This is a genomic window from Ferruginibacter profundus, from assembly GCF_054783275.1.
In genome coordinates this window covers 523,039-537,433 of the sequence record NZ_BAAGQW010000003.1, presented here as the reverse complement: position 1 = coordinate 537,433, position 14,395 = coordinate 523,039, and the positions used below count along the sequence as shown (strand labels likewise).

At 38.4% G+C, this 14,395-nt stretch carries 13 protein-coding genes; 8 read left to right on the top strand and 5 right to left on the bottom strand.

Annotation, left to right across the window (positions count from 1 at the left end):
- Window positions 1–12 precede the first annotated feature (12 nt).
- Window positions 13–2,415 carry a hypothetical protein gene (locus ACYVM0_RS22090; protein WP_460560747.1) on the bottom strand — a complete coding sequence of 801 codons (2,403 nt, stop codon included), beginning with the start codon at window positions 2,413–2,415 and terminating at the stop codon, window positions 13–15.
- On the bottom strand, window positions 2,381–3,448 hold the full coding sequence (locus tag ACYVM0_RS22085) for a hypothetical protein (protein ID WP_460560745.1): 1,068 nt from the start codon (window positions 3,446–3,448) through the stop codon (window positions 2,381–2,383). Before ACYVM0_RS22085 ends, ACYVM0_RS22090 begins: the two co-directional genes overlap by 35 nt.
- 51 nt (window positions 3,449–3,499) lie before the next feature.
- Between ACYVM0_RS22085 and ACYVM0_RS22080 the strand changes: the two genes are divergently transcribed.
- The gene (locus ACYVM0_RS22080) at window positions 3,500–3,988 is read left to right on the top strand and encodes an OmpA family protein (RefSeq protein WP_460560744.1); all 489 of its coding nucleotides are present in this window, start codon (window positions 3,500–3,502) and stop codon (window positions 3,986–3,988) included.
- 73 nt (window positions 3,989–4,061) lie between these two features.
- Entirely contained in the window at window positions 4,062–4,544 is a 483-nt protein-coding gene (locus tag ACYVM0_RS22075) for a YcxB family protein (RefSeq protein WP_460560742.1), read from the top strand.
- A 104-nt stretch (window positions 4,545–4,648) separates the two neighbouring features.
- Here the strand turns inward: ACYVM0_RS22075 and ACYVM0_RS22070 are convergent, their stop codons facing one another.
- Window positions 4,649–5,077: a GNAT family N-acetyltransferase gene (locus ACYVM0_RS22070; protein WP_460560741.1), complete on the bottom strand. Its 429-nt coding sequence runs from the start codon at window positions 5,075–5,077 to the stop codon at window positions 4,649–4,651.
- A 326-nt stretch (window positions 5,078–5,403) separates the two neighbouring features.
- On the opposite strand from ACYVM0_RS22070, the gene ACYVM0_RS22065 reads away from it, so the two are divergent.
- The 4 genes from ACYVM0_RS22065 (at window position 5,404) to ACYVM0_RS22050 (ending at window position 8,909) form a co-directional block, all read left to right on the top strand.
- Complete coding sequence (locus ACYVM0_RS22065) at window positions 5,404–5,640, top strand: acyl carrier protein (RefSeq protein WP_430987719.1); 237 nt, start codon at window positions 5,404–5,406, stop codon at window positions 5,638–5,640.
- Between the two features lie 28 nt (window positions 5,641–5,668).
- Window positions 5,669–6,922 carry a beta-ketoacyl-[acyl-carrier-protein] synthase II gene (gene fabF, locus ACYVM0_RS22060; protein WP_460560739.1) on the top strand — a complete coding sequence of 418 codons (1,254 nt, stop codon included), beginning with the start codon at window positions 5,669–5,671 and terminating at the stop codon, window positions 6,920–6,922.
- 153 nt (window positions 6,923–7,075) lie between these two features.
- Entirely contained in the window at window positions 7,076–7,786 is a 711-nt protein-coding gene (gene rnc, locus ACYVM0_RS22055) for a ribonuclease III (protein WP_430987717.1), read from the top strand.
- Between the two features lie 85 nt (window positions 7,787–7,871).
- Window positions 7,872–8,909 (top strand): NAD(P)H-dependent glycerol-3-phosphate dehydrogenase, encoded by a 1,038-nt coding sequence (locus ACYVM0_RS22050; protein ID WP_460560738.1) that lies wholly within the window; start codon window positions 7,872–7,874, stop codon window positions 8,907–8,909.
- A 5-nt stretch (window positions 8,910–8,914) separates the two neighbouring features.
- Here the strand turns inward: ACYVM0_RS22050 and ACYVM0_RS22045 are convergent, their stop codons facing one another.
- On the bottom strand, window positions 8,915–9,667 hold the full coding sequence (locus ACYVM0_RS22045; protein ID WP_460560737.1) for a hypothetical protein: 753 nt from the start codon (window positions 9,665–9,667) through the stop codon (window positions 8,915–8,917).
- Window positions 9,668–10,169: 502 nt separating this feature from the next.
- Window positions 10,170–11,378 carry a radical SAM family heme chaperone HemW gene (hemW, locus tag ACYVM0_RS22040; protein ID WP_460560736.1) on the bottom strand — a complete coding sequence of 403 codons (1,209 nt, stop codon included), beginning with the start codon at window positions 11,376–11,378 and terminating at the stop codon, window positions 10,170–10,172.
- Window positions 11,379–11,530: 152 nt separating this feature from the next.
- Here hemW and ACYVM0_RS22035 point away from each other — a divergent pair, with 152 nt between their 5' ends.
- Both ACYVM0_RS22035 and ACYVM0_RS22030 read left to right on the top strand, forming a co-directional pair.
- Window positions 11,531–13,285, top strand: coding sequence for a BamA/TamA family outer membrane protein (locus ACYVM0_RS22035; RefSeq protein ID WP_460560735.1), 1,755 nt, complete (start codon window positions 11,531–11,533; stop codon window positions 13,283–13,285).
- A 161-nt stretch (window positions 13,286–13,446) separates the two neighbouring features.
- Window positions 13,447–14,379, top strand: coding sequence for a DUF4271 domain-containing protein (locus ACYVM0_RS22030; protein ID WP_460560734.1), 933 nt, complete (start codon window positions 13,447–13,449; stop codon window positions 14,377–14,379).
- Window positions 14,380–14,395 lie beyond the last annotated feature (16 nt).

Below are 14,395 nucleotides of genomic sequence, written 5' to 3'. Positions count from 1 at the left end.
TTAAAACAACAATTATTTCTTTTTCACAAAATCTTTAAGATAACTACAGCTGTTAAATGCTTCTTTATAAAAAGGGGTATTGCCATATTCTTTTACCAGCTGCGGAAAATATTTGTTGTGTTTAAAATTGTCAAAAAATTTTTTTTCTGCTACTTCCATCTGGTCGTAGTTATTACTGTACTCTTCATATTGCGGCCGGTGCAATTGCTTCTGGCTGCATTTGGCCATCATGAATAAACAACGGGCTTTAAAATTTTTATCGGTACTTGCTGCCATCGCTTTTTCAAAATATTCCAGCGCTTTATAGCAACCATAATATTCTTTTTGAAAACTGGTGGCACCATCCGGTATATAATAACCATCACTGCCACTGCGGTAATATTGTACCAGTTGCCATGCATGGCCGTAGTAGGTCATATTGTAAAAACCACTGGCCATTTTATATAAATATTTTGCAGCATTTACTTTATCTGTTGCTGCTGCTTTTTGTAAACGCAACATTTCTTCTGCAAAAGCTAATTTGGTAGTAGTGAATTTTGCTTCGGCAGGCAATGCTTCTTCCTGGTCGTATAAAAGATCAATAAAAGGATTAGTAGTGAGCACACCGGTTTTTTTATCTGCAGCTTTTTTAAACCAGGTGATGGCATTGGCGTAATCGTAATCTCTTAAATAAGCAGTGCCTGCAAAATCAGTCACGTCTGCTTTCTTTACTACATTATGACTGATAAGATAGGCTTCAAATTTACCAGGCTGTTTGCTGTCTAATAAAGCGTATAATTTTTCTACATCTTTACTCGCCAGGTTATTCCTTAAAAAATCAATTGCATTACCATAGCCGTAAGAAGCGTTTGGTGACTTTATAATAAAGTCAGCTGCTCCAATAGCTAAAGTTTCTTTGTGCAGGTCGCCCTGCTGGTGATAACGTTGTGCCAGTATCTCACTCATCAGGTTACGGTAAAAATTTTTCCATGGCTCAATGCTGCTGTAGGAGATGGTTTCAGGTTTCTCTGTTTTTACTTTTTCTTCCAGCCATTTTACAGAAGGTAAGATTTGTTCTTCAAATGCAGCATCTATTTTTTCTTTTTCATTGATAGTAACAAGTATATTCGTTAATGCCCACTGGTCTTTCACTTTTGGGGTAAGATTCATTTTTTCTGCCGCAGCTAAATATTTTTTTGCAGCAGCATAATCTTTTGTCATGTAGGCAGTATAGGCTGCGCCTGTTTCAAATAAGCCTGCATTTTGTACTTTCCCTTTTACGGCAACCTCATGTAAAAAGGAAGTTAATTCTTTTGCTCTCGCAGTATTTTCATTAAAAGCACTATCGGCAACATTCTCTGCCCAGGAATAATACAAAGCTTTACCACCTTTTTCTTTTTGCAGCAACGGTGTAAAATATTTTTCTTCCAGTTTATTAATTTCTCTTATGGCTAAAACTTCCAGCACATCTGCATTGGCATCAATAGCATAAATCTGTTTCATGGTAGCCGCCTCATTATCTGCACTGCCCAGGGCAAACATAGCCAACATGGCTGCTTTCTCGCTGTTGTTTTTGCACCACTGTAAATATTCACCTCTTGGTACATCATACTTTACACTCCATTTAAAGCCTAAATAATTAGAAATTCTTTTTACCACAGAAGCACTGAAAGCTTTGCTGAATAAATAAGCCGCTTCCTTATCATTTCCTGTTCTGAACAATGCCCCGGCCTTTAACGCCAGGCACATCGGTTGTAAAATACTACTGCCGGTATTTATGCTGGCAGCATAATCATCGTACCATTTAATAACATCAGTATACCGGCCGCTGTAATGTGCCAGGCGTAAAACCTGGTAAGCATATTTTAATTTAAAAATATCTTTTTTGGCAACAGTATATAATTGCTGCCCGTTCTTTATCAGCTTAGCCATTTTTACACTATCACGTTGGGGCATATCCCAACTGGTTTCGCCTCCATACACATACGGCTCGGTAAGTTTTGCATACATGATATAACCCAGCCCTTCAAGATCTTTCTGCTGCAGAAAATAATCCGTCATGCTGTTATGCTTTACGCTATCGGGTATTTTTAAAGGCTGATTTTTTTCTATGTTGAAATAAAGATTGCTCAGGTCTTTCCAGGCAAATTTGTTTACAAATTTGCTGGCGTCAGTTTCGGTAACAGTAGTACCACAATATGCACTCCATTCCTTTGCCAGTACATCACTTGCCGTAACTGGTTCGGTTTCGTCATACAGAAAATTATAGCCCGTATAGTAAAAGGGTTTGTAACCTTTTGCATCAGACAGGTTTTGATGAAAGAACGAAGTATAATAATCATATGGGTCTGCATCGGGGCCGCAGCCAATAATATTTTGGGGAAAAGCGATAAGTGCTGCACTAACGCAGGCTATTGTAAATTGTTTCCAGTTCATGAAGGGAATATTTGCTTAAAATTACAGAATCAAGATGGTAGAGTGATACCCTTGGATGGGTATTTTTCAAACGGGTATTTATTGCTGCTGCTGCAGATAATATTTCGGAGTAATTACTCTGCTCATTTCGTAAAATATCCCCTTTTCTCAGTTCGTAACCCTGCAACAAAGTATCTTTCAATAATTCCAGCCGGTTCTCTTTTTTTGTCACAAAGTCGCTGGTAAATAGGGTATCAGGCAGCGTTTCAATCAGCCCCGTGTATACATTGTTGCGGAACAAAACTTTCCATTCAAATAATGGCAATGCTATATCCAGGGGTAATGGATAAGTATAAAGATTGCCGATGTATTTCTTTAATTCTGCAGTTTCAAGGATGGAATTTTTGGTAGCCGGGTTTTTAAGATTGCCCATATTGTAACACATCAGTAAACCTTTATCAACCGGCGGTACTCCTGTTTTAAATAAAAATTTTACCTGGTGCAAACGAATGGTGGCAGAAAGCGTTACAATACCGGCTTGTTTTTTTATAGCAGTAAGTAATGCAAAATACCGGGCTTTAGTGGAGGTAGTCCAGTCGCAATCAATTTGTATCTCAGTTATGGTTGTAAAATTGTTCGCCTTACTGATTTCATTGATCAGCGTATGAATATTATCTGCAAGAGCCTGTACTTGTAAGCTATCAATCCTTTGTATACATTCATTGGTAATAAATACAGTAGGAATGATCTGAATACCCTCTTGCAGCTGGTAGCCTGCCGCTTGCAATTTTGCTAAAGGAGCCGGCGCTTTGGCTACATCATCCCAACCCACGTCAAAAAACTTTACATACAAAATTTTTACACCTAAAGAGTCTGATCTTTGCTTTTCAAAATCACTCAGTTTTAAAACCGATTTCCAGTAATAAAATGCAGGCTCAATATTCCGGGGCGGTTTATTTTCAGTACAGGAAAAAAATACAACGGTCAGCAGCACCAACAGGCTGCCGATGATATGTTTGTACTTATATTTGTTAGTGGTTATTTTTAATGGCATCTTTCTTCTTACAATGATTCCTGATTTTTACACCCTGTAAATATAAACAACATGAAATTCCGGCTGTTTTTTCTTTTTAGTATAATCACCCTTACTGCGGCTGCACAGGATTATAAACTGGAAGGCAATGAAGTAAAAATTGAAAAACAAATTGTATTTGAAACCAATGCCGCCATACTAAAACCCGAAAGTACCGCAGCCCTGGAGATCATTAAAAAATATCTGGATGATAAATCCTACATCAGTTTATTAAGAGTTGAATGTCATACTGATAATACCGGCGGTAATGATGCCAATCAAACGCTTTCCGAAAAAAGGGCACTGGCAGTTTGTAAGGCACTGGTAAAAATGGGTGTGGATTGCAAACGTTTACTTGCAGTAGGTTTTGGCAGTACCAAACCTGTTGAAGATAATGCAACACCTGCGGGCAAAGCGGCTAACAGAAGGGTAAGTTTTGTAAATGCAGCATTGCGTAATCATCCCATTGGCGGTATGCCTGCAGATGGTGGCGGTAAAGTTGCCGGCGATTCCTGTAATTAAAAGCGTATAACAATTTTATTGCCGATCATAAATCCAAAATCCAACATCATAAATCCCTTCTTATCTTTGTAACATGACTTCACAATACTTTACCTACAACAAACCCAAAGTAATCCAGGCCTTGCGCTATCATTTTATTACACGTCGTGAAATAAAAATAATGATCATACTGGTAAATGTTTTTGCCATCTTATCTGCAGGCTTATTCTTCTTTAAACGAATTTCTCCGTTTGCTTTTTTGGTAAGCTCTGTTTTATGGTTTGTGCTGATGATCACATTTTGGTTTTTACTCCCCAATATGATCTATAAAAAAGCGCCTGCTTTTCAGGACAGGCTTAAAGCGATATTAAGCAACGATGAATTCAGGATTGAAAATGAAAGAGGGGGAAGAAGCTGGCCCTGGGCCGATTTCAGCACCTGGATGGAAAGTCCGTATTTTTTTCACCTCTACTTTACCAGCCGTTCTTTTTTTATAGTACCCAAAGATGCTTTTGCAGATGATGATGTACACGAAGCCAGGAAGATATTTAAGGAGAAGATAGCAAAAAACAGTTAGGAAAGTTACGGGTTTGGGATTATCTTATTCTTTGCGAAGAAGGCTCGTTATTAAGAGAAAAGCTATCTGTTAACCCGTAACGAAAATGACTCGTAACTGTATTCTCACAACCTTTTTTCCATCACATGATGAGGCACATTTACTTCAATAAATTCGTTGCCTTTTACTTTAAAATCAAATTTTTCGTAAAAGCCAATAGCCGTATTGCGGGCATGCATCATTAGTTTTTTATAGCCTTTATCCCGGGCCACTGTTTCGGCAAAGCTCATCATACTGGCGCCAATACCCTTACCCTGCAAATTATTTTGTACCGCCATCTGCCGTAATTTAATGGTGGCATTATCCACTTTGGTCAACAGGCAGCAAGCCAGGATCTTTTCTTCATCAAAAGCGCCAATTAAAATATCCTCTTTTTCTTTAGCCAGTTCTTCTTCGGTAAAATTAAGTCCCAGGGGTTTGCGCAAAATTTCCATCCGCAACGAAATCATTTGCTGGTATTCTTTAGAGCCGTGGTCTATTTGTTTTAAGGCCATATTCAGTATCGTTTTAGTAAAGTATAACAGCTTTGCGTTATTCACGCACTTACAATATACAATTTTTTTTATAATCTTAATATATGATTAAGCAGTACTATGTAATGGTTTTTTTGCCATTTATCATTGGTAAAGCTTATTACTGCAAATCTAAATTATAATATAGTTGCTCCCCGCATTTTAATAAACTGGTAAGGATAAAATAATGCCGTTAGAAAACAATTGGCAGACAATATAAAAACCCCCAATTTTGCCCTTATTTATATTTCTTTGTAATTATTGCAAAATGTATATTTTTGCAGCCAGACAAACTAAATTTTAAAATTATGTCAGACATTGCAACAAGGGTAAACAAAATAATTGTTGACAAGTTAGGAGTTGATGAAGCCGAAGTAACCACAGAAGCTTCTTTTACTAATGATTTAGGTGCCGATAGCTTGGACACCGTTGAACTTATTATGGAATTCGAAAAAGAATTCAACATTTCTATTCCGGATGAGCAGGCCGAAACCATCACTACTGTTGGACAGGCTGTTGCTTACTTAGAAGAGCATGCTAAGTAATTTCATTTAACTATCACAGGCAAACTATATGGCTTTTAAACGTGTTGTAGTAACCGGGTTGGGTGCCCTTACACCGTTAGGAAAAACTGTTGACGAATATTGGCAGGGTTTAGCTAACGGCGTAAGCGGGTGCGATTTTATAAAGCAATTCGATTGCAGTAAGTTCAAAACCAGGTTTGCCTGTGAGGTTAAAGATTTTGACCCCACTACTTATTTAGACCGTAAAGAGGCCCGTAAAATTGACCGGTATTGCCAGTTTGCATTGATTGCCAGCGACGAAGCGGTTAAAGATGCAGGCATTACTAAGGAAAATGCCGATGGCGACAGGGTAGGAGTAATATTTGCCAGCGGTATTGGCGGGCTCATCACTTTCCAGGAGGAAGTGATCAATTTTGCAAATGGCGATGGCACGCCCAGGTTTAACCCTTTCTTTATTCCCAAAATGATATTGGATATTGCCGCAGGGCAGATATCTATCCGACACGGTTTCCGTGGGCCCAACTTTGCCGTGGTTTCTGCCTGCGCTTCTTCTACCAATGCTATTATTGATGCTTTTGACAATATAAGATTAAATAAAGCTGATATTATAATTACAGGTGGTAGCGAAGCTGTGGTAAGTGCCGCAGGTGTAGGTGGTTTTAACGCCATGAAAGCCCTGAGCGAAAGAAATGACAGCCCTTCAACAGCAAGCCGCCCCTTTGATAAAGAGCGGGATGGTTTTGTAATGGGAGAGGGTGCCGGCGTTCTGGTTTTGGAAAGCCTTGACCATGCATTGGCCAGGGGTGCTAAAATTTATTGCGAAATTGCAGGTGGCGGCGCCACTGCCGATGCCCATCATATCACTGCCCCACATCCCGAAGGATTAGGTGCAAGAAATGTAATGAATGCCGCATTGAAAGATGCCGGCATGGTGGCCAGCGATATTGACTATATCAATGTTCATGGCACATCCACTCCGTTAGGTGATATTGCAGAAACAAAAGCCATACTCAGCGTTTTTGGCGACCATGCCTATAATTTAAATATCAGCTCTACCAAGAGTATGACCGGCCATTGCCTTGGTGCGGCGGGTGCTTTGGAAGCACTGGCCTGTATAATGGCAGTATCCCAGGATATTATTCCTCCAACCATCAACCACTTTACCGACGATCCTGAACTGGACCCCAAACTTAACTTCACCTTTAATAAAGCACAGCACCGTACAGTAAATGCGGCGCTCAGCAATACATTTGGTTTTGGCGGGCATAATGCCAGTGTGATAGTAAAAAAATATAAGCCATAACAAACAAGGCAAGGCTGCATATCTTTACCCTTTTTAAGGTTTTAATAAAGTAAAATGATTGTTTTAAATAGCAACCATTTATCTACAGTAAAAACAGTAATTTTACTATCATAATAAATAAGAGTAACTTTATCCAAATATTTTTCAAGCATTTTGCAATTCATCAAAGATTTTTTTAAAAGTCAGAATAAAACCAGGGAGTTTAAAAAGCAACTGAGTAATATACTCGGCTTTACACCAGGTGATGTTGCATTGTATAAAACTGCGCTCAGCCATCGTAGCGTACGTGAAGGTGCAGATGAAAATAATGAAAGGCTGGAGTTTTTAGGCGATGCGGTTTTAAGTTCCATCATAGCGCATTACTTATTTAGAAAATATCCCTACAAAGGCGAAGGTTTTTTAACCGAAATGCGTAGCAAAATGGTAAACCGCCAGATGCTGAACGATATTGCTTTAAAAATGGGCCTGAAGAAAATTACTTTTTACAACAAGTACGATAACTCCCTTAAAATTTCCCAGATATTTGGTAATACCCTGGAAGCATTGATTGGCGCCGTGTATTTGGATAAAGGCTATGCAGGCACGCAAAAATGGGTGGAGAAATATATCATCATGCCGCACCTGTTTATTGATGACCTGGAAATAATTGAGATCAACATTAAAAACCGCTTATACGGCTGGGCCAATAAAAATGGTAAAGCACTGGAGTTTGAAACTTTAGACGAAAAATTTGAGAATGGCCGCCGTTTATTTACCATTGGAGCTACTGTTGATGGCGAATTGATTGCAGAAGCCAAAGGCTATAATAAAAAAGATGCCAGCCAGATTGCAGCGCAGCTGGCGGTAGAAAAATTAGGACTATAAAACTGGTTCATGGCTAATAGTTCATAGCTCATGGTAAAATGCAAGCTTTTATGAACCGCCTCCCATGAACCATCAACCATGAACCATGAACTTTGGAGTTTTAGGAAGCGGCAGCTGGGGAACAGCCCTGGCAAAAATTTTAACTGATAACGGCAACAGCATTTATTGGTGGAACAGAAGTGAAGCTGCGATCAGACATATACAAACCCGCCATCACAATCCACACTATTTACCTTCGGCTCAATTTGATGTTTCAAAATTGACGTTAACTACCAATGCTGCCGAAGTAATTCAACATTCAGATTGTATCATCATTGCCGTTCCTTCTGCTTATGCAGCTGATGTTTTACAAAACCTGGATAAGAAGATACTGGAAGGCAAAAAGATCATCTCTGCTATAAAAGGAATTTTACCCGAACAAAATCTATTGCTCAACGATTACCTGGAAAATGAATTTCAGTTTGAACTGAAAAATTATTTTGCGGTATTGGGACCTTGCCACGCAGAAGAAGTAGCCGCAGAAAAATTATCCTACTTAACTTTTTCGGGTATAGACGAGGCGATGACGATAGAACTGGCGGCCTATTTTAAAACTGACTACCTTAATACCATTGACAATAATGATATTTATGGTGTACAGTATGCAGCCATTTTAAAAAATATTTATGCTGTAGGTTCGGGTATGGCACACGGACTTGATTACGGAGATAATTTTTTAAGTGTGTTAATTGCCAACAGTGCCGATGAAATGGCAAGTTTTCTTATAAAATCCGGTATTAAACATATTGAAGTAGGCCACACAGACAACAGGCCGCAGCCCAGCGATCACAGAACAGCAAACTATGCAGCCTCAGTTTATTTGGGTGATCTTTTAGTAACCTGTTACTCCCTCCATAGCCGTAACCGTAGCTTTGGTAACATGATCGGCAAAGGGTATTCTGTAAAAGCGGCACAACTGGAAATGAGTATGGTTGCCGAAGGATACAATGCCAGCAAATGCATGCACCTCATCAATCAAACTGTTAAGGCCGATATGCCCATTGCCGAAACCATCTATAAAATTCTTTGGGAAAACCTGCCTGCCGGCAAAGGCTTTAACGAAATTGAAGCCACCCTGGTGTAAAATATTTATTTGGCTGAAATTTTTTCCTGTGCAATAAATCTGTCAAAAAGATCTTTCAACGCACTTTCGTCGGGTGATGGGGCATTTTGAATTTCTAAACTATTGATATAAAAACTCTTGAACTTAGACGCAGTTTTGCTATCATCATGTTTAATAAAATATTGAACCTTCAATAATTTAGAATCATTCACTGAATCCAGGGTGTTGGAGATTGTAAACCTGATATTTCTTAATTCATTTGAATAATAAAAATACGCCGAGTCATAAAAATTAGGATTTGCAAAATAATATTTGTCTATAAATTTGTTTTCAGAAAGGTGTTCACGAACAATCGTAGTTTTGCCCAGAGCTTTTAAACTATCAGCCATATTAAAATTTCTATTGTCTCCATTAAATGCTCTTGCTGCTAAAATGGAATCACCGGCAATTTTTTTACTTAAACTATCTCTGATATCTTTTAGCAAAAAACCTTGCTTGTTATTTTCGTTACAAATGAAGTATTCATACTTTGCAGAATCATAAACTAAACGTTCATTTATGGAATACGTTTTATGATAGGGCAATTCATAAATTGTATAATTACCATTGTATGTTACAAATATTTCAGCATCAAACCAATACTCTTTGTCATCAATGATATAATCGGGGCTTTTGTAAATTACTTTTATTCTTGTGTAATTATTAGCCTGTTCCTTTGTGGTAAACAAATAAGATTGAATTATCGCAAGCGTAATGAATAATAAGTGGAGGACAGACATTTTAAGTCTTTTTAAATTTGCTATAATGTAATTTTAATTGCCTTATAACCAGGTCAGGTTGTGAGTAAAAGATGATAAATTCTTATATCTAGTTGCATGCATTTATGCCATCCTGAAACCTGACTATACAAATATTGAATAGTTTACTATTGATGGTATCAGAAAAAGATGGATCAGTAAGCCAGGATCTCGACTAAAATTGGGTGTTTGATAGAAATATCGACAGGCTTTAATGTATTATGGAAAATTCAAAGTACAGGAAAAAAGGAGACTTAAATCATTTTAATAAAATTGCAGAAATTTCAGCGTATTCCCCAAAAGATTTTACCTGGGAAAACAAAATAATTATCGGCCAATTTGTGCTAACTTTAAGGTACAAAATAAAACGATGCCTTTCTCTTTTTCAAATATCAGCAGCACAGCAGTACTTGTAATGATAGCTTGTTTATCGATAGCTGAATTTGTGAAGTATTTAAAAAAACGTTCTCATTCTTAATTCCCCTTAAGGGTCAGGGGCAAAAAACAGATCAGCTGCAATTCCATCTGCAAATAATTTTCCTTCCCTGGTTAAAATGATTTTTTCGTTTTCAATTATTAATTTACCCGTGCTTTCATACCTGCGACTTGCAACTATCACCTTGCGGCTTTCCTCTTCTCCAAACTTTGTACTGATGTACTTTGTATTGATCCCTTCCATCGTTCTTAATGCCGTCATAATATATTCATTCAACTGCTGGGTTCGGGTTAATACTTCTTCATCAAACGGAATAAGGCCTTTTTGTAAAGATTGAATGTACAATGCGTTGTTGGCAATATTCCATTTACGTTTGGGTGGGTCACCCCTTAAGGGTGGCTCACCCGGTGCTGCTGAAGATAGCTCACCCGAGGGAAAATAAGAATGCGCCGATGGGCCAAAGCCATAATACTTCTCTCCACTCCAGTAGCTGCTGTTGTGTTTACTTCGTAAACCCGGCTTTGCAAAATTGCTGATCTCGTAATGGTCGTATCCTGCGTCCTGCATCCAGTCCATCAATAACAAAAATTGTTGCGCCTGCCTTTCTGCATCAACCGGGGCTTTCTTTTTTACAGCAATCATTTTGTCCAGTGCTGTTTTGGGTTCTACCGTTAACGCATAGCAGCTGATATGCGGAATGTCTTTTTCAATAACTGTCTGTACATTTTTTTCCCAGTCGGCATCACTTAATAATGGTGAGCCATAAATAAGGTCTGCAGAAAAATTAGTAAAACCAGCGGCTTTGATTTTATCAATACAAACCAAAGATTCCGCCGCAGTGTGTGCCCGGTTCATCCATTGTAATTCCTCTTCTAAAAAACTTTGAATGCCTACACTAAACCTGTTGATGCCAAAGGCTTTCCACTCCTGCAGTTTTGCATCGGTGATATCATCGGGGTTTGCTTCCAGGGTAATTTCAATATCATTTGTAAAGGCAAAACGTTTTTGCAACGCACCAAAAATAATTTGTAATTCATCAATGCTTAAAATGCTGGGCGTACCGCCACCAAAATAAAGGGTAGAAATAATTTCTTTATTTGTCTCCGCACTGATTTCATCCGGCAGACATGGATAACTGATTTCATTGATCAGCGCTTCAATAAAATCACCCTTTAATTTCAACGAAGTGGAAAAATGAAAGTTGCAATAATTACAGGCCTGCCTGCAAAACGGAATATGTATATAAATGCCCGCCAAAGATTTTAGTTTACATCCTGATAACTATCGGGATAATATTTTAGATTTGATTATTAATGAATACATGTAAACCCAAAAGTCTTGTTTTTTTTCTGCTGGCAATTATTGTTTGCAAGGGTTTGTTTTTGCAAACAGCGTATGCTCAGCCACCAATGATAAATACTAAGCCTTCAGCCGGTAACAGTCCAAAATTCAGGCTTATCATTCAACTGGTAGACAAAGATACCACCTTTAACCTGCAGGCATTACAATTACAAACTGTTTTTGACGATGCGCTGCAATGCAGAACCTACATCAGTACACTTACAACCGTACTTAGTTCAAAAGGTTACCCCACTGCTTCTGTAGATAGTGTTTGGGAAGATAGTACTGCCTGCAGCATCCGGCTTTTTCCGGGGCAGCAATACCATTGGGTAAAACTGCAACCCGACAGCATCGAAAAAAAAGCCATTGACGAAAGCGGTTATTACGAAAAGAATTTTTCTAACAAACTGCTAAATATGCAGCAATTGCAAACAGTGCAGTTGCGTATCTTAAATTATTATGAAAAGAACGGCTACCCTTTTGCGCAGGTTTTTTTAGATAGCATCCGTTTGCAGGAAGATAAAATAAATGCTTTGCTCAAAGTGAATAAAGGCCCTTTGTATCGTATAGATAGCATAAGGGTTTTTGGCAAAGCAAAGATCTCCAAAAATTTTTTAAATCATTATTTAAGCATACCCAAAGGCAGCTTGTACAACAAAGAAAAACTGGAACAGGTAAGTAAAAAAATTTTAGAACTGCCTTACCTGCAGGAAGCACAGGCCAATGATATTACCATGCTGGGCACAGGTTCGGTGCTTAATCTGTACCTGCAACCTAAAAAAAGCAGCCAGTTCAATTTTTTGATTGGCGTATTGCCGGCAGCCAACCAGGCCAGTAAATTTCAATTGACGGCAGATGTAAACCTCAATTTAAAAAATGCGTTAAACGGCGGGGAATCTATTTTATTTAACTGGCAGCAGCTGCAAAAAAAATCGCCCCGTTTAAATTTAGGGTATCAGCAGCCGTATATTTTTAATTCAAATTTCGGTTTCGATTTTTTATTCGACCTGTTTAAAAAAGATTCCACCTTTTTACAGGTAAACGGGCAGGTAGGGTTGCAATATCTTTTATCTGCCAATCAATCGGGTAAGTTTTTTGTACAGTGGCAAAACAGTTTTTTACTGGCCAATGGTGTAGATACCAATCTTGTAAAACTAACCAAACAACTGCCCGTTAATATTGATGTAAGTGCCGCCAGTTTCGGGCTCGACTACGATTGGATTAAAACCGATTACCGGCTAAATCCCCGCAGTGGCAACGAAGTTAAAATAACTGCATCGGTGGGTATAAAAAACATCAAACGGAATAATGATATAATCAGCATCAAAGACCCGTCATTTAACTATGCCAGCCTTTACGATTCATTAAAAGAACGCTCTTACCAGTTCAGGATAAAAGCGATGATAGCACACTATTTTCCTGTAGGTAAGCAATCCACACTTAAGGCGGCACTTAATACAGCGATCTATAACAGCCAAAGCATATTCAGGAACGAATTGTTCCAGATAGGCGGGTACAGGTTGCTGCGTGGCTTTGATGAAGAAAGCATTTATGCCACACAGTATGCAGTAGCCACAGCAGAGTACCGCATAAGGGTTAGTTTAAATTCTTACTTTTTTGTTTTTACTGATGGCGGCATGGTAAAGAATAAATACCAGAACATTAACCTGAACAACACATTTATATCAACGGGGTTGGGCATGGCACTGGAAACAAAGCTGGGCTTATTGAATATCAGTTACGCTATTGGAAAAAGAGACGATATAAAATTCAATATCAGGGAAGCTTCTAAAATACACTTCGGTTATGTGAATTACTTTTGATGCCAAACGAAATTTCACGTAGGCTTTGTGTGTCAGCCTTTGGCACATACCGAACCATTGGGGCAGTAAATTGTAATGCTAAAAAAACTAAACGCATAATAAATCACCTATCGGTATAGAAATCTGCGTTACTACATTTACTTTTGCAAAAAACATCCGGGTTGCTAAACAGGTTACTTCTTCTATTTTATTTATTTGCTTGTGCACCCTTATTGGTAAGTGCACAAACGGCCGATACTACTTTGCCGGCAAAGCCTGATACCACTGTATCTCAAAAAAAAGATACTACTGTAAAGCAAAAAGATTCCCTGCAAACCGCAGTTATTGCAGCAGCGGAAGATAAATACCAGTCTGCAATAGATTCCGTTCTTGCCCGCAATATTTTTATCAACAGCAAAGGCACTCCCGTATCAATGATTATAAAAACGAGGAGTGCCAAATCATACGACTCATTGTTTTACATATTGGCCGGCCTGCTGTTTCTGATGGGCCTGATAAAATTTTATTTTGCCCGGTATTTCACTAATCTTTTCAGGGTATTCTTTAATACTTCTTTGCGACAGAGCCAGCTTGCCGATCAGTTATTACAGGCAAAATTGCCATCGCTTTTCTTTAATGCCTTTTTCATTCTCAGCGGTGGTGTGTACATCTATTTTCTGTTGCGGCAATACAAACTGGTAACCGACGAACACAAATGGATGTTACTAGCTTCCTGTATTGTTGTGTTGGGCCTTATTTACCTTGCCAAATTCAGTACACTTAAATTTACCGGCTGGGTTACCGGCTATAAAGAAGCTACCAATACTTACATCTTTATCATCTTTATGATATGCAAGATCATCGGGATAGTTTTACTGCCATTTACTGTGCTGATGGCTTTTTCTGACTACCCGGTTGCTGCCACAAGTGCCCTTGTTTCCTTATTATTCATCGGTTTTTTGCTGCTGCTGCGTTTTTTCAGATCCTACGGATTAGTTCAAAATCAATTGAAAGTCAGCAGGTTTCACTTTTTTTTATATATAGCCGGCATAGAAATTATCCCCCTTTTGTTGATTTACAAGGGCTTATTGTTTTTATTGAGTAAAAACCTGTAATTTTGCAAAACCATTT